At 70.3% G+C, this 24,169-nt stretch carries 20 protein-coding genes and 1 pseudogene; 12 read left to right on the forward strand and 9 right to left on the reverse strand.

The genetic code is table 11. The annotated features are described in order from the left end of the window. Window positions 1–266 (reverse strand): annotated as a pseudogene (locus OGL89_RS13905) (hypothetical protein); the annotation flags it as partial. 145 nt (window positions 267–411) lie between these two features. On the opposite strand from OGL89_RS13905, the gene OGL89_RS13910 reads away from it, so the two are divergent. The 5 genes from OGL89_RS13910 to OGL89_RS13930 all read left to right on the forward strand — a co-directional run bounded on the left by OGL89_RS13910 (window position 412) and on the right by OGL89_RS13930 (window position 4,984). Continuing rightward, window positions 412–1,002: a hypothetical protein gene (locus OGL89_RS13910; RefSeq protein ID WP_263120755.1), complete on the forward strand. Its 591-nt coding sequence runs from the start codon at window positions 412–414 to the stop codon at window positions 1,000–1,002. A 72-nt stretch (window positions 1,003–1,074) separates the two neighbouring features. Continuing rightward, window positions 1,075–2,124, forward strand: a complete 1,050-nt coding sequence (trxB, locus tag OGL89_RS13915) for a thioredoxin-disulfide reductase (RefSeq protein ID WP_263120756.1) — start codon at window positions 1,075–1,077, stop codon at window positions 2,122–2,124. A 2-nt stretch (window positions 2,125–2,126) separates the two neighbouring features. Then, on the forward strand, window positions 2,127–2,465 hold the full coding sequence (locus OGL89_RS13920; protein ID WP_346770717.1) for a thioredoxin domain-containing protein: 339 nt from the start codon (window positions 2,127–2,129) through the stop codon (window positions 2,463–2,465). A gap of 89 nt (window positions 2,466–2,554) precedes the next feature. After that, window positions 2,555–3,898, forward strand: coding sequence for a PLP-dependent aminotransferase family protein (locus OGL89_RS13925; RefSeq protein ID WP_263120757.1), 1,344 nt, complete (start codon window positions 2,555–2,557; stop codon window positions 3,896–3,898). Window positions 3,899–4,024: 126 nt separating this feature from the next. Further along, window positions 4,025–4,984: a D-alanine--D-alanine ligase gene (locus OGL89_RS13930; RefSeq protein ID WP_263120758.1), complete on the forward strand. Its 960-nt coding sequence runs from the start codon at window positions 4,025–4,027 to the stop codon at window positions 4,982–4,984. Window positions 4,985–5,037: 53 nt separating this feature from the next. Here OGL89_RS13930 and OGL89_RS13935 read toward each other — a convergent pair whose 3' ends face one another. The 8 genes from OGL89_RS13935 to rpmH form a co-directional block, all read right to left on the reverse strand. Next, window positions 5,038–6,078 carry a ParB/RepB/Spo0J family partition protein gene (locus tag OGL89_RS13935; protein ID WP_263120759.1) on the reverse strand — a complete coding sequence of 347 codons (1,041 nt, stop codon included), beginning with the start codon at window positions 6,076–6,078 and terminating at the stop codon, window positions 5,038–5,040. Further along, window positions 6,075–7,004: a ParA family protein gene (locus OGL89_RS13940; RefSeq protein ID WP_346770719.1), complete on the reverse strand. Its 930-nt coding sequence runs from the start codon at window positions 7,002–7,004 to the stop codon at window positions 6,075–6,077. Before OGL89_RS13940 ends, OGL89_RS13935 begins: the two co-directional genes overlap by 4 nt. Window positions 7,005–7,063: 59 nt before the next feature. Beyond that, window positions 7,064–7,864 (reverse strand): 16S rRNA (guanine(527)-N(7))-methyltransferase RsmG, encoded by an 801-nt coding sequence (gene rsmG, locus OGL89_RS13945; RefSeq protein ID WP_263120760.1) that lies wholly within the window; start codon window positions 7,862–7,864, stop codon window positions 7,064–7,066. A gap of 2,298 nt (window positions 7,865–10,162) precedes the next feature. Further along, entirely contained in the window at window positions 10,163–10,672 is a 510-nt protein-coding gene (locus tag OGL89_RS13950; protein ID WP_263120761.1) for a R3H domain-containing nucleic acid-binding protein, read from the reverse strand. 78 nt (window positions 10,673–10,750) lie between these two features. After that, window positions 10,751–11,971: a membrane protein insertase YidC gene (gene yidC, locus OGL89_RS13955; RefSeq protein ID WP_263120762.1), complete on the reverse strand. Its 1,221-nt coding sequence runs from the start codon at window positions 11,969–11,971 to the stop codon at window positions 10,751–10,753. A 19-nt stretch (window positions 11,972–11,990) separates the two neighbouring features. After that, entirely contained in the window at window positions 11,991–12,269 is a 279-nt protein-coding gene (gene yidD / locus OGL89_RS13960; RefSeq protein ID WP_263120763.1) for a membrane protein insertion efficiency factor YidD, read from the reverse strand. Further along, on the reverse strand, window positions 12,266–12,703 hold the full coding sequence (gene rnpA, locus OGL89_RS13965) for a ribonuclease P protein component (RefSeq protein ID WP_346770718.1): 438 nt from the start codon (window positions 12,701–12,703) through the stop codon (window positions 12,266–12,268). Before rnpA ends, yidD begins: the two co-directional genes overlap by 4 nt. After that, the gene (gene rpmH, locus OGL89_RS13970) at window positions 12,642–12,779 is read right to left on the reverse strand and encodes a 50S ribosomal protein L34 (protein ID WP_013885212.1); all 138 of its coding nucleotides are present in this window, start codon (window positions 12,777–12,779) and stop codon (window positions 12,642–12,644) included. Before rpmH ends, rnpA begins: the two co-directional genes overlap by 62 nt. A 470-nt stretch (window positions 12,780–13,249) precedes the next feature. On the opposite strand from rpmH, the gene dnaA reads away from it, so the two are divergent. The 7 genes from dnaA (at window position 13,250) to gyrA (ending at window position 24,009) form a co-directional block, all read left to right on the forward strand. Next, the gene (gene dnaA / locus OGL89_RS13975) at window positions 13,250–14,707 is read left to right on the forward strand and encodes a chromosomal replication initiator protein DnaA (protein ID WP_263120765.1); all 1,458 of its coding nucleotides are present in this window, start codon (window positions 13,250–13,252) and stop codon (window positions 14,705–14,707) included. A 533-nt stretch (window positions 14,708–15,240) separates the two neighbouring features. Beyond that, window positions 15,241–16,371, forward strand: coding sequence for a DNA polymerase III subunit beta (gene dnaN / locus OGL89_RS13980; protein ID WP_263120766.1), 1,131 nt, complete (start codon window positions 15,241–15,243; stop codon window positions 16,369–16,371). Between the two features lie 44 nt (window positions 16,372–16,415). Further along, entirely contained in the window at window positions 16,416–17,390 is a 975-nt protein-coding gene (gene gnd, locus OGL89_RS13985) for a phosphogluconate dehydrogenase (NAD(+)-dependent, decarboxylating) (protein WP_263120767.1), read from the forward strand. A 10-nt stretch (window positions 17,391–17,400) separates the two neighbouring features. Then, window positions 17,401–18,609, forward strand: coding sequence for a DNA replication/repair protein RecF (gene recF / locus OGL89_RS13990; protein WP_263120768.1), 1,209 nt, complete (start codon window positions 17,401–17,403; stop codon window positions 18,607–18,609). Continuing rightward, entirely contained in the window at window positions 18,599–19,153 is a 555-nt protein-coding gene (locus OGL89_RS13995) for a DciA family protein (protein WP_263120769.1), read from the forward strand. The genes recF and OGL89_RS13995 overlap by 11 nt, the downstream gene beginning before the upstream one ends. 184 nt (window positions 19,154–19,337) lie before the next feature. Further along, window positions 19,338–21,356 (forward strand): DNA topoisomerase (ATP-hydrolyzing) subunit B, encoded by a 2,019-nt coding sequence (gene gyrB, locus OGL89_RS14000; protein ID WP_263120770.1) that lies wholly within the window; start codon window positions 19,338–19,340, stop codon window positions 21,354–21,356. 40 nt (window positions 21,357–21,396) lie between these two features. Continuing rightward, a complete protein-coding gene (gene gyrA, locus OGL89_RS14005; RefSeq protein WP_263120771.1) occupies window positions 21,397–24,009 on the forward strand; it encodes a DNA gyrase subunit A in 2,613 nt (870 codons plus the stop codon). Window positions 24,010–24,169: the final 160 nt, after the last annotated feature.

Consider the following 24,169-nt stretch of genomic DNA (forward strand, 5'->3'; position numbering starts at 1 on the left):
GCCCCGGCCGCGCCCGCGGGTTCGACTCCGGCACGCCAGTCGGTGCGCGCCTCCTTCGCCTCCGGCGAGGGTGCCGGGACCCGCCGGCCCGGGACGCCGCCCCCGGCCATCCCGCCGCGCAGCCCCGCCCGGCAGTCCACCTCGGGCGCCCCGGCCCGGCAGTCCCCGACCTCGGGGGCGGCCGCGACCGGTTCGGCGGCGAGCGGAGCCGGCACACCCACGTCGCCGGGGGCGAGCGCACCCGCCCCGAGGGGCCCGCAGACCACCTCCGGAGCCTCAGGTGGAGCGGGCTCCGGCACCGGGGGCGGCGGCACACCCGAATGGGGGCTGCCCTTCGACCCCGAGGCACGTCCCGCCCGCCAGCCCCGGAACCAGTTCGACCCCACGCGCTGGGTGCTCGGCCTGGTCGGGGTGGGCATCGTTGTCGTCCTGGTGATCGCGATCGGCAACGTCACCCGCCCCTGGGGACAGGGAGACGGCGACACCGACGCCGCCCCGGCTGCGACCACGCAGACCACGGCGACGCCGACCGAAGAGCCCGCCGCACCCGCGGAGGAGGCGCCCGCCCCGGCCGTCGCCCCGGTGATCGCGGGGGTGACCACCATCGATCCTTCCGACGCCGACGGTGAGAAGGAGGAGCTGATCCCGCGGATCTGGGACGGCGACCCGAACACCGCCTGGTACACCCACACGTACAACCGGCCGGATTTCGCCGGATTCAAGAACGCGGTCGGCATCGCGATCACGCTGACGGAACCGGCGACGGTCTCCACCGTGACTCTGCAGGTGAACGGCTCCGGGGGCAACGTCGAGGTCCGCGCCACCGACGCCACCAACCCCACCGCGGGCGACGTCCTGGCCTCGGGGCCGTTGAACGGCACCACCGTGCTGACCCTGAGCCAGCCGACCGAGACGCAGAACATCGTGCTCTGGTTCACCTCGCTGGCGCAGACCCCGGACGGCAAGAACCGGATCGAGATCTCCGAGCTCACCGTCGGTTGAGTCGGGGAACATCGCACGCACACGCACTGTTCTCCCCACGTCGTCCCAGCACGCCCCTCGAGAGGTAGTCCCGTGACCGAGACCCCCATCCGCGACATCGTCATCGTCGGCTCCGGCCCGGCCGGCTACACCGCCGCGGTGTACGCCGCCCGTGCGGGTCTGGCCCCGCTGGTGATCGCCGGTTCGGTGACCGCCGGCGGCGCGCTGATGAACACCACCGAGGTGGAGAACTTCCCCGGCTTCCCGACCGGCATCATGGGCCCGGAGCTGATGGAGGCCATGCAGGCGCAGGCCGAGAAGTTCGGCGCCGAGGTGGTGTGGGACGACGCCACCGAGGTGCAGCTCGACGGTCCGGTCAAGACCGTGACCACCGCCGGTGGCGAGGTGGTGCAGGCCCGCGCGGTCATCCTGGCCACCGGCTCCGCCTACCGCCAGCTCGGCCTGGACGACGAGACGCGGCTGTCCGGCCGGGGCGTGTCCTGGTGCGCGACCTGCGACGGGTTCTTCTTCCGTGACCAGGACATCCTGGTGATCGGCGGCGGCGACTCCGCGGTCGAGGAGGCGACCTTCCTCACCCGGTTCGGCAAGTCGGTGACGATCGTGCACCGCCGCGACGAGCTGCGGGCCTCGAAGATCATGGCCGACCGGGCCAAGAACGACCCGAAGATCAGCTTCGCCTGGAACTCCGAGGTCGCCGCGATCCACGGTGAGGACAAGGTCAGCAGCGTGACGCTGCGCGACACCGTCACCGGCGCCGAGCGCGAGGTCGGCGCGACCGGCGTCTTCGTCGCGATCGGCCACGTGCCGCGCACCGAGCTGCTGCACGGTCAGGTCGACCTGGACGAGAACGGCTACATCCTGGTCGAGGGCCGCTCGACCCGCACCAACCTGCCCGGCGTCTTCGCCTGCGGCGACGCGGTCGACCACACCTACCGCCAGGCGATCACCGCGGCGGGCTCCGGCTGCTCCGCGGCGCTGGACGCCCAGCACTACCTGGCCGCTCTCGCCGACGCCGACCCGGCCTCCCCCGACCAGATCCCCGCGGCGGTCGACGACCTGGGCGACGTGACCGGGCGCGACGCCGAGCGGGCCGAGGTCGCCGGCGCCGTCGCCGAGGGCTGACCGTGACGTTGCCGGCGGTCTCGGAGTCCACCTTCGACCAGGAGGTGCTCGGCTCCGAGCTGCCGGTGGCCGTCGACTTCGGCGCGGACTGGTGCGCGCCGTGCCGGGCGGTGCGACCCGTCCTGGCGGAACTCGCGACCCGCTACGAGGGTCGCCTGCGCATCGTCGCCGTCGACACCGAGGCGGAGCCGGAGCTGGTGCGGCGCTACGGCATCGTGTCGATCCCGACGCTGTACGTCTTCCATTCCGGCGAACTGCTGCGCACGATCCCCGGGGCACGGACCAAGCTGGAGTACGTCGACGAGTTCGATGCCGCGCTGGTGGAGGCCGCCACGCTCTGACGGACCTGTCCCGCGCGTTCGGTGAACGTCCGGCGCGCCGATCGTGGACGCCCGGGCAGGTGCTGGACACGGCGTGCCACACTCGGGGAATGACCGCAGAATCGCGGCCCGACGAGTTGACGTCGGGCCCCCTCCCGACCTCAGCCGCCAGCGGCACGCGACTCGACCGGTGGATCGGCTCCTACGCCGACCGCACCCACGGGATGCGCGCCTCCGAGATCCGCGCCCTGTTCGCCGTCGCCAACCGCCCGGAGGTGGTGTCCCTCGCGGGGGGCATGCCCTGCCTGGACGTGCTGCCGATGGACGTGCTGTCCGAGCTGACCCAACGCGTGGTCGCCACCCGCGGCGCCGTGGCGTTGCAGTACGGCTCCGGACAGGGCGACGAGGGCCTGCGCGAGCAGATCCTCGAGGTGATGCGGCTGGAGGGCATCCAGGCCCATCCGGACGACGTGGTCGTCACCACCGGCTCCCAGCAGGCGCTCGACCTGGTCACCCGGTTGTTCATCAACCCCGGGGACGTCGTCGTCGCGGAGGCACCGTCCTACGTCGGCGCGCTGGGCGTTTTCCGCGCCTACCAGGCCGACGTGGTGCACACCCCGCTGGACGCCGACGGGCTGATCCCCGAGGCGCTGGAGGCCACCCTCGCCGACCTCGCCCGTCAAGGCCGCCGGGTCAAGTTCCTCTACACCGTGCCGAACTTCCACAACCCGGCCGGTGTCACCCTCTCCCTGGAGCGACGTCCCCGGATCCTGGAGATCTGCGCCCGGTACGACGTCCTGGTGCTGGAGGACAACCCGTACGGCCTGCTCGGCTTCGAGGGCGACCCGCTGCCGGCCATGCGGTCGATGGACGACGAGGGCGTGATCTACCTCGGTTCGTTCTCCAAGACCTTCGCACCGGGATACCGGGTCGGCTGGGCGGTCGCCCCGCACGCCATCCGGGAGAAGTTGGTGCTGGCCAGCGAGTCGGCGATCCTCTGCCCGTCCAACGCCTCGCAGCTCGCGATCAGCGCCTACCTGTCGACCTTCGACTGGCGCGGGCAGATCAAGCAGTTCCGTGAGCTGTACCGCGAACGCCGCGACGCGATGATCGGCGCCCTGTCGGAGCACCTCCCGGACGCCACCTGGACCGTCCCGGACGGTGGCTTCTACACCTGGGTCAAGCTCCCCGACGGGCTCGACGCCAAGGCCATGCTGCCGCGCGCCGTGACCGCCCGCGTCGCCTACGTGCCGGGCACCGCGTTCTACTTCAACGGGCAGGGCACCGACCACGTGCGGCTGTCGTTCTGCTACCCGACGCCGGAGCGTATCCGGGAGGGCGTCCGGCGGCTGGCCGGCGTCGTCCAGGGCGAGAGCGAGCTGGTGTCGTTGTTCGGCACCGGTGGCGGCGTCCCCGGCGACAGCGTGCAGGCGCCCGGCCCGGACCTGGCCTGACCGGCGGCGGCGCGGCCGGTCACCGCCGGTCGCGCCGCCGCCGGACCCCTCGTTCGGCGGCCCCCCGTCGACGCCCGAGTGTCTAGGCTGATCACGACCTCGGCCCATCACCCCCGGAGGATTCCCGTGCCCCCCGCACTCCCCGTCAGCCCGCGCGTCGTCGTCCTCGCCGGGGGGCTGTCCCACGAGCGGGACGTGTCGATCCGCTCCGGTCGGCGGGTCGCGGACGCCCTGCGCACCGCCGGGGTCGACGTCACCGTGCACGACGTCGACGCCGACCTGGTGCCGGCGCTCTCCGAGACCCGTCCCGATCTGGTGTGGCCGCTGCTGCACGGCGCCTCCGGTGAGGACGGATCGGTCCGCGACGTCCTGGAACTCCTCACCCTGCGCAGCGTCGGCACCGGACCGCGTGCCAGCCGGATCGCCTGGTCCAAGCCGATCGCCAAGACGTCCGTGACCCGTGCCGGTCTGGCGACCCCGGAGTTCGTCACCCTGCCGCAGTCGCTGTTCCGCGAGCTGGGCGCGAACCGGATCCTGGACGCGGTCGTGGACAAGCTCGGGCTGCCGCTGGTGGTCAAGCCGTCCCGTGGCGGCTCGGCCCTGGGCGTCACACTGGTGCACGCGGCGGAGGACCTGCCCCGCGCGATGGTGGCCTGCTTCGCCTACTCGGACACCGCGCTGATCGAGCGTGCCGTGCAGGGCACCGAGGTCGCCGTCAGCGTCGTCGAGCTGGACGGCCGACCGGTCGCGCTGCCCGCCGTCGAGGTCGTCACCGACGGCCCCTACGACTACGACGCCCGCTACAACCCGGGACGCACCGAGTACTTCTCCCCCGCCCGGTTGTCGACGGAGCTCGCCTCCCGCGCCGCCGACGTCGCCGTGGCCGCGCACCAGGCTCTGGGCCTGCGCCACCTGTCCCGCACCGACCTGATCATCGACGACGACGGTCGACCGTGGTTCCTCGAGGTGAACGTGGCTCCCGGGATGACCGAGACGTCGCTGTTCCCGCAGGCGGCCGAGGCCGGTGGGCACGACCTGCCCACGCTGTACCGCACGATCGTCGAGGGCGCGCTCGCCCAGGACTGATCATCGCCCGAACGCGAAGGGCCCCACCGATCGGCGGGGCCCTTCGCCTCGGTTCACGCCTTGAAGATGCCGGGGTCGTCCGGCGCCAGGCTGGCCAGGATCCGGTTGAGGTCCTGCACCGAGGCGAACTCCACCGTGAGCTTGCCGCGGTTCTTGCCCAGGTCGACCTTCACCCGGGTCTCGAACCGGTCGGACAGCCGTCCTGCCAGGTCGTCCAGCGCCTCGTTCCGGATGCCGGCACGCGGTGCGCGCTTGCGCCGCGCCGCGCCGTCCTCGGCGCCCAGCGCGACGATCTCCTCCACCGCGCGCACCGACAGTCCCTCGGCGACGATCCGCTGCGCCAGTCGCTCGATCGCCGCACCGTCGTTCAGTCCGAGCAGTGCCCGGGCGTGTCCCGCCGACAGCACGCCCGCGGCGACGCGTCGCTGCACCAGGGGCGGCAGCCGGAGCAGGCGCAGCGTGTTCGAGATCTGCGGCCGCGACCGATGGATCCGCGCGGCCAGCTCCTCGTGCGTGCACCCGAAGTCGTCCAGCAGCTGCTGGTAGGCGGCCGCCTCCTCCAGCGGGTTCAGCTGTGCGCGGTGCAGGTTCTCCAGCAGGGCGTCCCGGAGCAGGTCACCCTCCTCGGTCTCCCGGATGATCGCCGGGATCGTGTCCAGACCGGCCTCCTGGGTCGCACGCCAGCGCCGTTCGCCCATGATCAGCTCGTAGCCGTCCGCGACCGGGCGCACGACGACCGGCTGCAGGACGCCGACCTCCTGGATCGACCCGACCAGCTCGGCCAGCGCGTCCTCGTCGAACACGGTGCGCGGCTGCTGCGGATTCGGCCGGATCGCGGTCACCGGTAGCGCGGCGAAACTCGCGCCCGGCACCGGGACAAGTCCCTGACCTGCGGAAACATCCGTTTTGCCGGCCACAGGCGTGGTCTCGGTCGTGTCGTCCGCGTCGGAGGCCGGACTCGTCCCGTCCGCCCGCTCGCCGGACCGATCCGGAAAGAACACGTCCACCGGGCGGGCCGATCCGTCCGGCCGGATGTCCGCGGTGGGAATCAGCGCACCGAGCCCTCGGCCCAGACCGCGTCGCTTCTCGCTCACTCGCCCTCCTTCTGCGCCGTGCCGGAGACACCCCGGTCGGCGAGTTCACGTGCTGCTTCCAGATAGGCCAAGGCACCGCTCGACGACGGATCGTAGGTCATCACGGTCTGTCCGTAGGACGGCGCCTCGGACACTCGCACCGATCGAGGGATGGTCGCGTCCAGCGTCTTCGACGGGAAGTGGTCCCTGACCTCCTGGGCGACCTGCTGGGCGAGGTTCGTCCGTCCGTCGTACATCGTCAACAGGATGGTCGACACGTGCAGGCCGGGGTTCAGGTGCGCCTGGATCAGCTCGATCGACTTCAGCAGCTGGCTCAGGCCCTCCAGTGCGTAGTACTCGCACTGGATCGGGATCAGCACCTCGTCGGCGACCACGAAGGCGTTCACCGTGAGCAGCCCCAGGCTCGGCGGGCAGTCCACCAGCACGTAGTCGATCCGGGCCTCGCCGCGCTCCACCCGCTGCTGCAGATAGGCGTGCAGCGCGTTCCGGAGGCGGGTCTCGCGGGCCACCATCGACACCAGCTCGATCTCGGCGCCGGAGAGGTCGATCGTCGCGGGCACGCACCACAGGTTGTCCACCCCGGCGGCCGGGGCGACGGTCCCCTCCATCGGCGCACCGTCGACCAGGATGTCGTAGACCGAGGGCACGCCGGCCCGGTGGTCGATACCCAACGCGGTCGAGGCGTTGCCCTGCGGATCGTTGTCGATCACCAGGACGTTCAGCCCGCCCTTGGCGAGCGCCGCCGCGAGGTTGACCGTCGTGGTGGTCTTGCCGACGCCGCCCTTCTGATTGGCGATCGTCATCACGCGGGTGCGGTCCGGCCGCGGGAAGACGCGCCCGCTGAGCTGGATCCGACGGCTCGCGTCCACCCGGAGCTCGGCGAGCAACGGAGTGTCCTGGTCCGCCGGCGGCAGGGACGCGACGATCGCCGCTCGGCGCTGGTCGTCCTCTGTGGACGAGCTCGGCGTCCAGTTCGGGTCGGAGGTCACCGACGTGATCCCTTCTTCGTGCCACGGCGCGCTCGGCGCGCGCTCGGCGTTTCACGTGAAACGGGGGTGGGGTGCTGCGCGGTTCCCTCTGCGTCCTTCCGCACCACGACCACCGTGGTCGGTTCCACACCGTCCAGCGTGGCCGCGGTCTCGATCCGCACCGCTCCCCCGCCGTAACGGGCCAGGACCTCGCCGCTGGAGGTCACTTCCTCGGCAGCGCGGCCGCCCTTCAGGGCGACCAGCTCACCGCCGACCTCCAACAGGGGCATCGTCCACGGGTACAACTTGCCCAACGCGGCGACAGCTCGGGCGGTCACCGCGTTCGCACGCAACGACCCGATCTGGTCCTCAGCACGTCCCCGCAGCACCCGAGCGTTGGTCAGACCCAACTGGTCCACCACCTCGGACAGCCAGTCGGTGCGTCGCTCCATCGGCTCCAACAGCACGACCTCGGCCCCGGGTCGCATCGCCGCGATCACCACTCCCGGCAGACCGGCACCGGATCCCACGTCCACGATCTGCCCGGTGGTCGGCAGGAAGGGCACCACCGCCGCTGAGTTCAACAGATGGCGTTCCCACAGGCGGCCGACCTCGCGGGGACCGACCAGACCGCGAAGAACGCCCTGGTCAGCGAGCAGATCGTGGAATCCCAGCACCGCGTCCCACGCCGATCCGAAGAGGGCGGGAAGCCGAGGGTCTCCGTCCAGAGGATCGCTGAGCTCCGCCTCCCGGGCGCTGTCCCCCACTGCGCGGCTGCCGTCGGTCGTCGACGTGCCCGGCGTGTGGTCAGAACGCACAGATGACTCCTGCTCTCGTGGCCGTGGCGGGTCCCGCGCGGTCACGATCCCGTCGGATCAGGCTCGCGCACGGACAGGGGTCAACCGTACCGCGCGGCGGTGACGCCCAGCGGACGCCCACGGTCTCCTTCGGCCGTCGGCGTCGACCCCATGAGTGGCCTATCGGCGTCAGTAGGGGCCGTGAGCCGTTGTCGCGCGACGGGTCGCGATGGGTGGCTCGATGGTCGAGCGGTCGCGGTTGCTCTCGCGAGGCCTCAGCATCGGCGAGGTGAGTCCCCCGAGCGGGCGTGATGTCGCTCGACCGAGGGACGCTCGTTCTCGGTTCCACGTGAAACCCGCCGCACCGCTGCTCACCCGACTAGCCGCGCGATCTCCTCGCTCCCTGCTTTGGGTCGTCGGCGGTGCTAGTGGCGTCGAGCCCGTGATCCGGCCCAGTCCTGCGGATCGGCTCGTCGCGGGTCCGGCCATCGGACCGATCGGGGTCACCGCCGCAGCCGGGCACAAGGTCGTGTCGACCCGGATGCGGTCACCGCCGATGTAGGCGCTTGTTTCACGTGGAACGGCGCCTGCTTTGGAGACGACCCACGGGTGTGCACTCCATCATCCCCGCCGCTCGCCTACGCCTCGGACGCAGCCAACGACCCGGGGCGGTTGACGGGTCGACCGCCTGTGCCGGGCGCCTTCGGCATGTTTGGCGCCACACTGTGGTGCCACGGCCCTCACGAAGACCGTCTGCGCCGCGATCGCCTGGTGCGCTTCCGGACCCGCGCCCCGGGCTCGACCGCATTCACCACGATGGCCTCGCCCGCCCGAATCAGCTCCAGCCCCCGGCGCCCCGTCACTTCGCACCCCGTCACCTCGCACCCCGTCACCTCGCACCCCGCACCTCTCCGTCATCGTCGGTGCGTCGACAAGGGATCTCCAGACGATCTGCCGAGCGACGCCGTACTCACGGTCCGCGTCTACCTCGTCTGGCCCCGCAGCACCCACGAGGCCGGAATCAGCCGTTCTCGTTCAGCTCAGTGCCTGCGGAATTCGCCGGGTCATGAGACCGAGACGCGCCTCGTTTCACGTGGAACGGTGCTCGACCCGCGCGCTGAGGTCAGTTGGAACACTGTGCGTGATTCGTCTGCGTTCCACGTGAAACGCCGCCGCCAGCCATGCGGTCGCCGGTCGATATGCCTCCACCAACCGGAAGATCCCTACGGCGAGGGCCCAGAGGGCCGGTGGGCGCGGCCGTTCCGGCGGCACAGCCACTGAACCCGCCGAGACCCAGCGCAGGGCCCGTCCTGTCCTGCTGCACCTTCGCCCACATGCATCAACCCGAGCCCTCACCTAGCCTCCCAGCTCCGGCCGCGCCGGTCGTCACCAAGCCATCGAGGTCCCTGGAATCTGCATCGCGCCGTGCCCGGGACTCCCTTCGCCCCCGAGACCTGGTCTCATCCACCCACAGAGCAGCTATTCCGCCGACGACGCCATGTGCCGCCCTGGTCCGCCGGCCTACCGCGAGGGGTCACGTCCCCGGTGTGCGTGGAGGAGCGGCACCACCTCAAACGCGTCGCCCCGCCCGTGTCCTCATACCGCTACAGCCACCAGAAACACCAGGATCGCTACGGCCGCCATGGCCGCCATCAGTCCAAGACTGTCACGGCCACACCGACACACCGACACACCGACCGCCATCATCCGCGCGACCATCGTTCCGCCACGTGCTGCGGAGACCGCCCCCGTGCCAGACGCGAGGCGCGTGGCTCCGATTCTCAGCAATCGACCACCGGACGCACCTCGTCGTCTCAGGCCCCCACCGACGAAGCGGCCCTCGCACTCGATCAACCCTGACCACCACCGACCACGGCCGAAGTACCCCCGGAGTCCAGCCCACGTCGGCGTAGCGCGCGCACCCGGCGCCATCACGCCCGCGCCCTCGGCCATGCCCACGGTCGCGCACGCGCAGCCGCCGTCTCACCTCGAGCAGCGACAGTGCAACCACACTCCCCCGCGCCATCGACGGATGGTACATGTCACGACGCTCCGAGACGGTCGCCCGGGGTAGATCGGCCGCGTCTCACTCCCCCACGACCCACCATCTCGACGCTCACCCCATCTTCCGCTCCCCGTGGCGTGGTGGCGCTATCTATCTGACCATCCGCTTCCTGCCACTCATCGCACCTGCGATCACTTCTCCAGAGCGCATCCTCAGCGCGTCCAAGAAGACGCGAGAGGCCGCCCCGATTCCGGGACGGCCTCTCGTCAGAACCACCGGAACGCCGTTCGGCGCCCCTCACCCCATCCGGGGCGTCACTTCGCGCGAATCACCACGTACCGAGCCGGCTCCACACCCTCGGAGTCCGAGCTCAGCTCCGCCGCCGCGACCGCGTCGTGCACGACCTTGCGCTCGAACGGGTTCATCGGTTCCAGCGACTCGTCGGCCCCGGACTCCTTCACCCGAGCGATGGCGGCCTCGGCGAGCGACACCAGCTCCGCCTTCCGCTCGGCGCGGTAACCGGCGACGTCGAGCATGAGCCGGGACCGGTCGCCGGTCTTCGCCTGGACGGTCAGCCGGGTCAGCTCCTGCAGCGCGTCGAGCACCTCGCCGTCCTTGCCGACCAGCCGACGGAGCGCACGCTCGGTGCCCTCCTCCGCCACGATCTCCACGGAGGCGCGGCCGTTGTCGACGTCGATGTCGATGTCACCGTCCAGGTCCGCGATGTCGAGCAGCTCCTCGAGGTAGTCGGCAGCGATCTCGCCTTCCTCCTCGAGCCGGGAGGTGGCGGCGCTGACGTCGGGCGCCTCACTCGGTGTGGTCATCTCAACTCCTGTGTCGTGTCGCGCCCCACCGGCGCGGAGGTTCGTGAGCGGGTCTGGCGGCCCGCGAGTGCGCCCCGGTCAGGAACGCTTGCGCTTCTTGCCGTTGCCGGAGCCCGAGGCACCCTGACCGGGCGCCGCCGAGCCCGAATCAGCACTCGGGTCGAACTCGTCCGCCTCCGCGTCGGACACCGGCCGGGCCGGCGTCGCCGTCTTCGGCTTGGTGCCGGAACCCTTCGGTGCCGATGCCGGGGCGGCGGGCGTCTCCGGGGTGGTCGCGCTCGGGGTCACCGGCGGCAGCTCGGGTACAGCGGACGGCGCCCTCTTCTTCGCGCGCGCCTTGCCGACGGGCTGCTGCCGCTGCCCACCGGTCGGCCGGACCTCCTCGATGCCGGGCACCCCACCCTCGTCGGTGAGCACCTCGCCCCGGGCGGCGGCCTTCTTGGCCTTGCGCGCCTTGAGCGCGATCTCGGCCTGGGAGCCGGGGGCCGGCATCCGGCGGATCGTGTAGAACTGCTGGCCCATCGTCCACAGGTTCGTGGTGGTCCAGTAGATCAGGACACCGATCGGGAAGTTCACGCCCGAGAAGGCGAAGATCAGCGGGAAGACGTACATCAGCATCTTCTGCTGCTGCGCCATCGGGCCCTCGAGGGCCGCCGGCGGCATGTTCTTCATGGTCAGCTGACGCTGCGTGGTGAACGTGGTGACCGACATCGCGATGATCAGGATGACGGTGACGATCCGGATGTGCAGGGCCTGCGAGCCGTCGCCGAAGTTCGCGGCCTGCATGAAGGTGCCGGACAGCGGAGCGCCGAAGATGGTGGCCTGCTCCGCCTGACCCGCGACCTCGGCGGTGAGCGGACCGACAGCGTCGCGACCGTAGGTTCCCGCGGCGATCTGCGGCAGCGAGTTCAGCACCCGGAACAGGGCGAAGAAGATCGGCGACTGCGCCAGGATCGGCAGGCAGGACGCGAAGGGGTTCGTCCCGTGCTTGCGGTACAGCTCCATCGTCTCGCGGCTCATCGCCTCACGGGACGCGGGGTCGGTCTTCCCCTTGTACTTCTTCTGGATCTTCTGCATCTCCGGCTGGACCAGCTGCAGCCCGCGCTGCGCCTTGATCTGCCGGAAGAACAGCGGGATCAGGATGATCCGCATGACGATCACGAGGCCGACGATCGACAGCCCCCACGCGACACCGCCCGCCGGGTCCAGGCCCAGGAACTCGAGCGCCTTGTGGAAGGCGAACATGATCCAGGCGACCACCACCATGATCGGGTACAGCAAGCCGTCGAACCAGCTCATGACAGGGCGTCTCCAGGGATCAGTGCGCGGCGGGGGCCGCGTCGTGCGAGTGTCGTCGGTGACCGACAGGAGGAACGTCGTCGACGCCGCCCGGGTTCCAGGGGTTGCAGCGCAGCAGCCGCCAGGCGGCCATCGCTCCGCCGCGGAACACCCCGTGCCGCTCGATGGCGGTCACGGCGTAGGACGAGCAGGACGGGTAGAACCGGCAGGTCGGCGGCGTCATCGGGGAGATGAATCGCTGGTAGCCGCGCACCAGCAGGACGAGAAGCCGCCGGGGCGCGCGCAGCACGGCGTTCACGGCGCGCCTCGCTCGGCGAGCCGACGACCGGCGGTGCGCAGTGCTCCGTCCAGATCGTCACCGAGTCCGGCGTACTCCGCGTCCGCGGCGGGGCCGAGCGCCCGGATGACCAGGTCGCTCCTGGGCCCGACCGCGTCGATCCGGGTGGCCATCAGCGCACGCAGGCGCCGCTTGACCCGGTTGCGCACCACGGCGTTGCCGACCGCCTTGGACACGACGAAACCGACCGCCGGACCAGGTCCGGGGTCGGTTCGCGTCACGAGGTGCACCACGAGCGTGTTCCGCCCGGCGCGTGCACCGGAACGAACGGTCCGCTCGAACTGAGCGGACTGGCGCATCCGGTGCTCGGCGGGCAGCACCGCAGCGGTGGTGTCAGGCCGACAGCTCGGAGCGGCCCTTACGGCGGCGCGCCGCGAGGATGGCGCGACCCGCACGGGTGCGCATCCGCAGACGGAAGCCGTGGGTCTTCGCCCGGCGCCGGTTGTTCGGCTGGAAGGTGCGCTTGCTCACGATGGTCTCCAGTTACTTCGCTGCATCGGCCGCGATCACGGCCAAAGTTCGGGTGCCTTGGACTCGACTGCTCCGATCCCCGCGTACGCGAATGCACCGGCGTATGGGCGCGCCAGCAGGAGCCATCAGAAGGCTGGTCAACGCTACGTCCTCTGCGCGCACGGGTCAAACCGTGATATCCGCGCAGGTCGCGTGATCACGCGGGGAACAGCCGGGACCTCGGCCCTTCCCCACCACCGCACCGGAGGGCTAGCGTCGCCTCTCACACCGCGATCCCCAACCGTGGACAGAACCTCCCAGACCTGTGGACAACCGCGCCGGAGCGCGCGCCATCGGCCCGGAACCACGCGTCGTCATCGTCGCCCACAGGTGTGGACAACTCTGTGGACACCGGTGCGGCATGCGACACTCGACCACCGCGGTGCCCGGTCAGGATCCGCTCAGCAGACACGACAGCGACGAGGACTCAGGTGCCATCCCAGGACGACCAGCTCCACCAGGTATGGGCGACGACCGTCGCCCAGCTCGAGGTCAGCCCGGACATCACCCCTCGGCAGCTCGCCTTCGTGCGGCTCGCGGCTCCGCTCGGGCTGCTGGACGGCACGATGCTCCTGGCGGTCGGCAACGACCTGACGAAGGACTACCTGGAGACCCGCGTGCGCGCGGAGGTCACCGAGGCGCTGAGCTCGGCGCTCGGACGTGAGGGCCGTTTCGCGATCACGGTCGATCCCGCGCTGGAGACGGGCAAGGGCGACCACCTGACCTCGTCGACCGGATCCACACCGTCCGCCGAGCAGGAGCCGGAACCCGAGCCAACGCCCGAACCCGAGCCGGTGGAGGCGGTCCAGCAGCCGTACCGTCGTCAGCCCGCGGGACCGACCCCCAGTGCCGAGCCCGCCCGGCTGAACCCCAAGTACCTGTTCGAGACGTTCGTGATCGGCTCGTCCAACCGATTCGCCCACGCCGCCGCGGTCGCGGTGGCCGAGGCGCCGGCCAAGGCCTACAACCCCCTGTTCATCTACGGGGACTCGGGCCTGGGCAAGACCCACCTGCTGCACGCGATCGGGCACTACGCCCGGAACCTCTACCCGTCGATCCGGGTGCGCTACGTGAACTCCGAGGAGTTCACCAACGACTTCATCAACTCGATCTCCGAGGGCAAGGCCGGCGCGTTCCAGCGCCGCTACCGCGAGGTCGACGTGCTCCTCATCGACGACATCCAGTTCTTGCAGGGCAAGGAACAGACGATGGAGGAGTTCTTCCACACCTTCAACACGCTGCACAACGCGAACAAGCAGATCGTGCTGACCTCCGACCTGCCGCCCAAGCAGCTGAACGGGTTCGAGGACCGGATGCGGTCCCGGTTCGAGTGGGGTCTGATCACCGACGTCCAGCCGCCGGACCTCGAGACCCGGATCGCGATCCTCCGCAAGAAGTCCGCGAACGACAATCTCTCCGCGCCGGACGACGTGCTGGAGTACATCGCGTCGAAGATCTCCACCAACATCCGCGAGCTCGAAGGCGCGCTGATCCGGGTCACCGCCTTCGCGAACCTGAACCGCCAGCAGGTGGAGATGTCGCTGGCCGAGATCGTGCTGAAGGACCTGATCACCGACGAGGACCAGGCGGACATCACCGCCACCGCCGTGATCGGGCAGACCGCCGCCTACTTCGGGCTGAGCATCGAGGATCTGTGCGGGTCGTCCCGGTCCCGGGTGCTGGTGACGGCCCGGCAGATCGCAATGTACCTGTGCCGCGAGCTCACCGATCTGTCCCTGCCGAAGATCGGCCAGGCGTTCGGGGGCCGCGATCACACCACCGTGATGCACGCGAACCGCAAGATCCGCGAGCTGATGGCCGAGCGCCGCTCGATCTTCAACCAGGTCACCGAGCTGACCAACCGGATCAAGCAGGAATCGCGTTCCTGAGCCCACCGTGCCGTGCACGATCGGCCGTCGACCACACCGGGTCGGCGGCCGTTTTTTCTCTCAGGCTCAACCAGACATCGAAGCAGCGGTAGGACGATTGCCCACACCCTGTGGACTGACCTGTGGATACCGGTGGACGACGCGCAGCGTTCGTGTGGACGGATCCTGGCGTGTCGGTGGACGGAGAATCGCGCTCTCCGCGCTGTCCACGGACCCCCACGTTGTCCACCGCTGTGTCCCCAGGACGGACCCACAGCATGAAATCGCCGCTGACCTGCACTGACGGCGGTTCTCCACAGGATCCACAGACGCGATGACCACGACGACAGATTCCTCTTGAAGAAGATCCACAGACCGTCCAAGCCCTGCCGGGCCGATCCGCACACCCTCCGGGCCTCCCGATCGCTCCAGGCCAAGGAATTCGACCCTCCGGCCCTGTCCACAGGTACCCCGAGCGGCGGCGTCTCGCGTAGTCTCTGGCCAGGAATCACACGCTCGGGACCAGTCCGGTCCCTCGACCGAGAGGGTGGGGCATGAAGTTCCGCGTCGAACGTGACGTCCTCGCTGAAGCCGTCACGTGGATCGCTCGCAGCCTGCCCACCCGTCCGCCGGTCCCGGTCCTGGCCGGTGTCCGCATCGAGGCGGAGGCCGACGGTGTGCTCCGTCTGGCCTCCTTCGACTACGAGGTGTCGGCGCGGTCCGAGATCCCCGCGGAGGTCACCGAGCCGGGCAGCGTCCTGGTCTCCGGCCGGCTGCTCGCCGAGATCTCCCGCGCGCTCCCGGCCAAGCCGGTCGACGTCGTGCTGGACGGCACCAAGGTCTCCGTGACCTGTGGTGCCAGCCGCTTCACCCTGCTCACCATGCCGGTCGAGGACTACCCGCAGCTGCCGGTGATGCCCAGCCTGTCCGGCACCGTGGACGGCGACGACCTGACCAAGGCGGTCGCCCAGGTCACCGTCGCCGCCAGCCGGGACGACACCCTGCCGTTGCTCACCGGCGTCCGGGTCGAGATCCAGGGCGAGAAGGTCACCCTGCTGGCCACCGACCGCTACCGCCTCGCGCTGCGTGAGCTGGTGTGGAAGCCCGCCGACCCGTCGATCTCCGAGGTCGCCCTGGTCCGGGCCCGCACCCTGAACGACGCCGCGAAGTCGCTCGGCGCCTCCGGCTCGGTCAACGTCGGCCTCTCGACCGGCCAGGGCGTCGACCTGATCGGCTTCGAGGCCGGCGGTCGGCACACCACCTCCCTGCTGGTCGACGGGGACTACCCGCCGGTCCGCCGGCTGTTCCCGGACGAGTCGCCGATCCACGCCGTGGTGAACACCCAGCTGCTCACCGACGCCGCCAAGCGTGTGGCCCTGGTCGCCGAGCGGAACACCCCGATCCGTCTCACCTTCTCCGAGGGCCAGGTCGTGCTGGACGCCGGTCAGGGCGACGACGCGCAGGCGTCCGAGGCGCTGGAGGCCACCCTGGTCGGCGGTGAGATCGCCGTCGCGTTCAACCCGCAGTTCCTGCTGGACGGCCTGGGCGCGCTCAACACCCCGTTCGTCCGGCTCGCCTTCACGCACCCGAACAAGCCGGTGGAGTTCACCGGTCAGGAGTCGCTGGAGGGCGAGGACCTCAAGGAGTACCGGTACCTGCTGGTGCCGATCCGGTTCGCCTCCTGACCCTGGTGTGACCGGGGAGACGGCTGCTCCGGTCGTCATCACCGGTGGCCCGGCAGGACAATGACCAGGACAGCGCCGCCACGGGGTCGGCCCGTGAGCTGTCGGGCGAGAGAGGTGGAGAGATGCGGATCGGCCTGGTGGGTCTGGGCAGGATGGGCGCGAACATGCGGGAGCGCATGCGTCGGGCGGACATCGAGGTCACCGGTTACGACCGCAACCCGGAGGTCTCCGACGTCGCCTCCCTCGCGGAGCTGGTGCAGGCACTGCCGGCCGGCGAGCGGATCATCTGGGTGATGGTCCCGGCCGGTGACGTCACCCACGCGGTGATCGACGAGCTCTCCGGTCTGCTCTCCCCCGGCGATCTGGTGATCGACGGCGGCAACTCCTACTTCGGCGACGACCGCACGCACGCGGACTCGCTCGCCGCCAAGGACGTGCACTACCTGGACGTCGGTGTGTCCGGCGGCGTGTGGGGCCTGGAGAACGGCTACGGCCTGATGGTCGGCGGCGACGCCGCGGACGTCGAGCGCGCGATGCCGATCTTCGACGCGCTGCGGCCGGAGGGTCCGCGGGACGAGGGCTTCGTGCACGCGGGCAAGGTCGGTGCCGGCCACTACGCCAAGATGGTGCACAACGGCATCGAGTACGGCCTGATGCAGGCCTACGCCGAGGGCTACGAGCTGCTCGAGGCCAAGGACATCGTCGAGGACGTCGCCGGCACGGTGAAGGCCTGGCAGCGCGGCACGGTCGTCCGTTCCTGGCTGCTCGAGCTCCTGGTCAAGGCGCTCGAGGAGGACAAGGAGCTGCACGAGATCGAGGGCTGGGTCGCCGACTCGGGCGAGGGCCGCTGGACCGTGGACGAGGCGATCGACGCCGCCGTGCCGCTGCCGGTGATCACCGCGGCGCTGTTCGCCCGCTTCCAGTCCCGTCAGGAGCAGTCCCCCGCCATGAAGGCGGTCGCCGCGCTGCGTCAGCAGTTCGGTGGCCACGCGGTGAAGTCCGCGCCGTCCGCGGACTGACCCGGGGCCGATGTACGTCTCCCACCTGTCGCTGACGGACTTCCGCTCGTACCACCAGGTCGATCTGACCTTCGAGCCGGGGATCACCGCCTTCGTCGGGCCGAACGGGCAGGGGAAGACGAATCTGGTCGAGGCGATCGGCTACGTGTCGACCTTCACCAGTCACCGGGTGCCGTCGGACGCCCCGCTGGTGCGAGCTGGTGCGGCGGCGGCGGTGGTGCGCTCCAGGATCGTCCGGGCACAGGACGACGGCTCCGAGCGTGCGCTGGTCCTGGACATCCAGCTCGGGTCGGGTCGGCACAACCGGGTGAAGCTGAACGGGTCTCCGTCGCGGGCCCGGGACGTGATGGGCGCGTTGCGGTCGGTGCTGTTCGCGCCGGAGGACCTGTCGCTGGTCAAGGGCGATCCGGACGGCCGGCGGAAGTTCGTCGACGCGTTGTGCGTGCAGATCACGCCACGACTGGCCGGCGTGTTCTCCGAGTACGACCGGGTGGTGCGTCAGCGCACCGCCCTGCTGAAGTCCGCGGCCGGGTTCCGCGGCTCCCGGTCGACCCTGGACCTCAGCACGCTGGACGTCTGGGACGCCAAACTCGCCGAGCTCGCGGCCCGGGTGATCATCGCCCGGCATGCAGTGGTGGCGGCGTTGACCCCATACGTCGCCGAGTCGTATCGCGAGGTCAGCGACGACCAGGGTGCCGCGGAGCTGACCTACCGCAGCAGCATCGACGACGAGGTGCAGCCCGACCCCGGACCCCGGCCGTTCGAGGCGGTCGAGGCCGACGTGCTGGCCGCGCTGGCCCGGGTCCGGCGCAAGGAGCTGGAACGCGGTCTGTGCCTGGTCGGACCGCACCGCGACGACCTGGTGCTCACCCTCGGCGGACTGCCCGCCAAGGGCTATGCCAGCCACGGCGAGTCGTGGTCCTTCGCCCTGGCTCTGCGACTGGCGTCCTATCAGCTGCTCAGCAACGGCCCGGTCGACGGCACGGTGAACGGCGAGGCCGATCTGTGGGTCGCGGACTCCGGGCCGGACGGCGAGCCGGTGCTCATGCTCGACGACGTGTTCGCCGAGCTGGATGCCAAGCGCAGGCGGAGACTGGCGACCATGGTCGCGCCCGCTCGTCAGGTGTTCGTCACCGCGGCGGTTCCCGGGGACGTGCCGGAGCAGCTCGCCGGTGCGCGGTTCGATGTGCTCGCCGCCGAGGTCAGTCGTGCCGGATGACGGATCGGTCGACCCCACGGTCCCGGTCTGCGAGCAGGTCGAGGGCCTGACCCCGGCGCCGCAGATGGCCCGGCTCGCACTGGGCCGGTTCAAGGCGGTCGCCCGGTCCAAGGGCTACCGACCCGGTCAGACCGCCAGCCGGCGTTCCCCGCTGAGCGCGGCCGAGCGCGGGGGTCCCGGTCTGCACCCGCGCGACCCGCAGACCGTCTCCGCGACGATGTCCACCCTGTTCCGGGACCGCGGGTGGGTGCCGGAGATCTCGGTGGGCGGCGTGATCGGGCGCTGGCGGGACGTGGTGGGCGACCAGATCGCCGACCACTGCACCCCGGAGACCTTCGCCGACGGAGTGCTGCTGGTCCGCACCGATTCCACCGCCTGGGCCCAGCAGTTGAAGCTGCTGGCGCCGCAGCTGGTGGGCCGGATGGCGGAGGACGTCGGGCAGGGTGTGGTCACGGAGGTGCGGGTGCTCGGACCGGCCGGGCCGGGCTTCGGTCGCGGCAAGAGGTCGGTCAAGGGACGCGGTCCACGGGACACCTGGGGCTGAGAAGCCCGGACCCCCCTTCCAGGGGAGGGGTACGCGAGAGCACCCTTCGAGCCGCCAGCGGGCCGTCTGATGCCGATTTGGCGCGGGTCGACCACCGTTCCGACACGCTCGCAGGGTAGAATCTGGAGGTCATGCCCGTGGCAGCAGAGCCCGGGCTGCGCAGGACTGAGGAGCACCACCGACCGTGGCCGATCAGACACCCAAGCCGAACGGCGGCGACTACGGCGCCTCCGCGATCACCGTCCTCGAGGGACTCGAGGCGGTGCGCAAGCGTCCGGGCATGTACATCGGCTCCACCGGCGCCCGTGGTCTGCACCACCTGGTCTACGAGGTGGTGGACAACTCGGTCGACGAGGCGCTCGCCGGCTACTGCGACACCATCGGCGTGACCCTGCTGGCCGACGGCGGCGTCCGGGTCGAGGACAACGGCCGTGGCATCCCGGTGGAGATGCACCCCACCGAGGGCAAGCCCACCCTCGAGGTCGTCATGACGATCCTGCACGCGGGCGGCAAGTTCGGCGGCAGCGGGTACGCGGTGTCCGGTGGTCTGCACGGGGTGGGCATCTCCGTGGTGAACGCGCTGTCCAGCCGCGTGCACAGCGAGGTCAAGCGCGACGGCCACGCGTGGGAGATGGACTTCGCCGACGGCGGTCACCCGCAGGGCACCATCCGCCAGGGCGAGCCCACCGACGACACCGGCACCACCCAGACGTTCTGGGCCGACCCGGAGATCTTCGAGACCACCGTCTACGACTTCGAGACGCTGCGGTCCCGGTTCCAGCAGATGGCCTTTCTGAACAAGGGCCTGCGGATCACCCTCACCGACGAGCGGCCGCAGGGACAGGACGTCGACGACGAGGTCACCGGCGCCGACACCCCGGCCGAGGAGGGCCACAGTGCCCGCACCGTGAGCTACAAGTACGACGGCGGTCTGGTCGACTACGTCAAGCACCTGAACTCGACCAAGAAGGTCGACCTGGTGCACCCCGAGGTGATCGACTTCGAGTCCGAGGACACCGAGCGGAAGATCTCGCTGGAGATCGCCATGCAGTGGACCAGCGCCTATTCCGAGTCGGTCTTCACCTACGCGAACACCATCGCGACCACCGAGGGCGGCACCCACGAGGAGGGTTTCCGTGCGGCGATGACCTCCCTGGTCAACCGGTACGCGCGGGACAAGGGCATCATCAAGGAGAAGGACGACAACCTCACCGGCGACGACATCCGCGAGGGACTGACCGCGGTGATCTCGGTCAAGCTCGGCGAGCCGCAGTTCGAGGGCCAGACCAAGACCAAGCTGGGCAACACCGAGGCCAAGACCTTCGTGCAGCGGGTGGTGAACGAGCAGCTCGGCGACTGGCTGGACTCGCACCCGAACGAGGCCCGCGACGTGATCCGCAAGGCCATCCAGGCGTCCCAGGCCCGGATGGCGGCCCGCAAGGCGCGCGAGGCGACCCGGCGCAAGGGCCTGCTGGAGTCGAACTCCATGCCCGGCAAGCTCAAGGACTGCCAGTCCAACAACGCCGCCGAGTGCGAGATCTTCATCGTCGAGGGCGACTCGGCCGGCGGCTCGGCGGTCCGGGGACGCAACCCGCGCACCCAGGCGATCCTCCCGCTGCGCGGCAAGATCCTGAACGTCGAGCGGGCCCGCCTGGACAAGGCGCTGGGCAACGCGGAGGTCCAGGCCCTCATCACCGCCTTCGGCACCGGCATCGCCGAGGACTTCGACCTGAGCAAGCTGCGGTACCACAAGATCGTGCTGATGGCCGACGCCGACGTCGACGGCCAGCACATCCGGACCCTGCTGCTCACCCTGCTCTACCGCTACATGCCGGAGCTGATCCTGCAGGGGCACGTGTACATGGCCCAGCCGCCGCTGTACCGGATCAAGTGGTCGAACTCGCCGCACGATTACGTGTACTCGGACCGCGAGCGGGACGCCGTGCTGGCCGACGGCCAGGCGAACGGCAAGCGGATCCCCAAGGAGAACGGCATCCAGCGCTACAAGGGTCTGGGTGAGATGGACTACTCGGAGCTGTGGGACACCACGATGGACCCGGAGCACCGCACGCTGCTCCAGGTCACCCTCGAGGAGGCCGCCGCGGTCGACAGCGTGTTCTCGGTCCTGATGGGCGAGGACGTCGAATCGCGCCGCACCTTCATCCAGCAGAACGCGCGCGACGTGCGCTTCCTGGACATCTGAGCCTCCCCCGCCTCGCAGCACCTGACGAAGGACTGAGTTCGTGACCGAACTGACCGGCGACAACATCCAGCACGGCAACATCGAGCAGGTCGACCTCCAGCTGGAGATGCAGCAGTCGTACCTGGACTACGCGATGGCCGTCATCGTGGGACGCGCGCTGCCCGAGGTGCGTGACGGGCTCAAGCCCGTGCACCGTCGCGTGCTCTACGCCATGTACGACGGCGGGTACCGACCCGACCGCCAGTTCTCCAAGTGCTCGCGCGTCGTCGGCGACGTGATGGGCAAGTACCACCCGCACGGCGACACCGCGATCTACGACGCCCTGGTCCGCCTGGTCCAGGACTGGTCGCTGCGCTACCCGCTGGTCGCCGGGCAAGGCAACTTCGGCTCCCCCGGTGACGACCCGGCCGCGGCGCCGCGGTACACCGAGTGCAAGATGGCCCCGCTCGCCATGGAGATGGTCCGGGACATCGACGAGGACACCGTCGACTTCCAGGACAACTACGACGGCCGCACCCAGGAGCCCGCGGTCCTGCCGTCGCGCTTCCCGAACCTGCTGGTCAACGGCTCGGCCGGCATCGCGGTCGGGATGGCGACCAACATCCCGCCGCACAACCTGCGCGAGGTCGCCGAGGGCGTCCGCTGGCACCTGGACCACCCGGAGGCCAGCCACGAGGAGCTGCTCGCGGCCCTGCTGCTCCGGATCAAGGGCCCGGACTTCCCGACCGGTGCGACCATCCTCGGGCACAAGGGCATCGAGGAGGCCTACCGCACCGGCCGTGGCTCGATCACGATGCGCGCGGTGGTCGAGGTCGAGGAGATCCAGGGCCGGATCTGCCTGGTCGTCACCGAGCTGCCGTACCAGGTCAACCCGGACACCCTGGCCAAGAAGATCGCGGACCTGGTGCGGGACAACCGGGTGCAGGGCATCGCCGACATCCGGGACGAGACCTCGGGTCGCACCGGCCAGCGCCTGGTGATCGTGCTCAAGCGCGACGCGGTCGCCAAGGTCGTGCTGAACAACCTGTACAAGCACACCCAGCTGCAGGAGACCTTCGGCGCGAACATGCTCGCCCTGGTCGACGGGGTGCCGCGCACGCTGAGCGTCGACGCCTTCATCCGGCACTGGACCTCGCACCAGATCGACGTCATCCAGCGCCGGACCAGCTTCCGGCTGCGGAAGGCCGAGGAGGCCATCCACATCTTCCGCGGCTACCTCAAGGCGCTGGACGCGCTGGACGAGGTCATCGCGTTGATCCGCCGCTCCCCCGACGTCGAGGAGGCCCGGGCCGGCCTGATGTCGCTGCTGGACATCGACGAGGTCCAGGCAAACGCCATCCTCACCCTGCAGCTGCGCCGCCTGGCCGCGCTGGAGCGCCAGAAGATCCTGGACGACTACGCCAAGCTCGAGGCCGAGATCACCGAGTACCGGGCGATCCTGGAGTCCAGCGAGCGGCAGCGGTCCATCGTCCGCGACGAGTTGGACGAGATCGTCGACCGCTACGGCGACGAGCGCCGCACCACGATCCTGCCCTACGACGGCGAGGTGTCGGTCGAGGACCTGATCGCCGAGGAGGACATCGTCGTCACGATCACCCGCAGCGGGTACGCCAAGCGCACCCGCACCGACGCCTACCGGGCGCAGAAGCGGGGAGGCAAGGGCGTGCGCGGCGCGACCCTGCGCGAGGACGACATCGTCGACCACTTCTCGGTGACGACCACGCACAACTGGCTGCTGTTCTTCACGAACTTCGGCCGGGTGTACCGGGCCAAGGCCTACGAGCTGCCCGAGGGCGGCCGGGATGCCAAGGGCCAGCACGTGGCGAACCTGCTGGCCTTCCAGCCGGGCGAGAAGATCGCGCAGGTGCTGGACATCCGCACCTACGACGCCGCGGAGTACCTGGTGCTGGCCACCCGTTCCGGTCTGGTGAAGAAGACCCGTCTGACCGAGTACGACACCAACCGCACCGGCGGCGTGATCGCGATCAACCTGCGCGAGGACGCCGACGGGGACTCCGACGAGCTGGTCTCCGCCCGGATCGTGGACTCCGGCCAGGACCTCATCCTGGTGTCCCGCAAGGGCCAGTCGGTGCGGTTCACCGCCTCCGACGACACCCTGCGGCCGATGGGTCGTGCGACCTCGGGTGTCACCGGCATGAAGTTCCGGGGTGACGACGATCTGCTGTCGATGGACGTCGTGCGGGAGGACGCCTTCCTGTTCACGGTGACCCAGGGCGGCATCGCCAAGCGGACCGCCCTCACGGTGGAGAACTACCGCCAGCAGGGCCGTGGCGGCCTCGGGATCAAGGTCGCGAACCTGCCGGAGTCGAACGGCGACCTGGTCGGCGCGCTGGTGGTCGACACCGACGACGAGGTGATGGTCATCATGGAGCGGGGCAAGATCGTCCGCTCGGCCGTCAGCGAGGTCAACGCCACCGGCCGCACCACCCAGGGCGTCATCTTCGCCAAGCCGGACAAGAACGACCGGATCATCGCCGTGGCGCGCAACAGCGAGCGTCAGGTCGAGGAGGATGCCGGTACCGTGGACGAGGACCTGGGCGCCGAGACCACGGACGAGACCGCCCCCACCAGCATCAGCACAGCGCCGGACGCCCCGGTCGCTGACGACACCACCGAGGAGGCCGACGAGTGAGCAGCAGTCAGAAGCCGCCGTCGATCCCGCCGCGCAAGAAGTCGGGCAGCGACGACACCACGTCCACCCCCAGCACCGCCCCGCGTACGGGTGCGGCCGCGCGGGGAGCCGCGGTGAAGGCGACCGGGTCGACCGGCACCACGACCAAGGACAGCACCAC

Source organism: Cellulomonas sp. RIT-PI-Y (assembly GCF_025642745.1).
Classification (GTDB): Bacteria; Actinomycetota; Actinomycetes; order Actinomycetales; family Cellulomonadaceae; genus Cellulomonas.

Bases quoted from the DNA above. Each gene is read 5' to 3' on its own strand.
- OGL89_RS13950 (WP_263120761.1), bottom strand. From the start codon at position 10,672: ATGACCACACCGAGTGAGGCGCCCGACGTCAGCGCCGCCACCTCCCGG.
- dnaN (WP_263120766.1), top strand. From the start codon at position 15,241: ATGAAGTTCCGCGTCGAACGTGACGTCCTCGCTGAAGCCGTCACGTGG.
- OGL89_RS13925 (WP_263120757.1), top strand. From the start codon at position 2,555: ATGACCGCAGAATCGCGGCCCGACGAGTTGACGTCGGGCCCCCTCCCG.
- yidC (WP_263120762.1), bottom strand. From the start codon at position 11,971: ATGAGCTGGTTCGACGGCTTGCTGTACCCGATCATGGTGGTGGTCGCC.
- recF (WP_263120768.1), top strand. From the start codon at position 17,401: ATGTACGTCTCCCACCTGTCGCTGACGGACTTCCGCTCGTACCACCAG.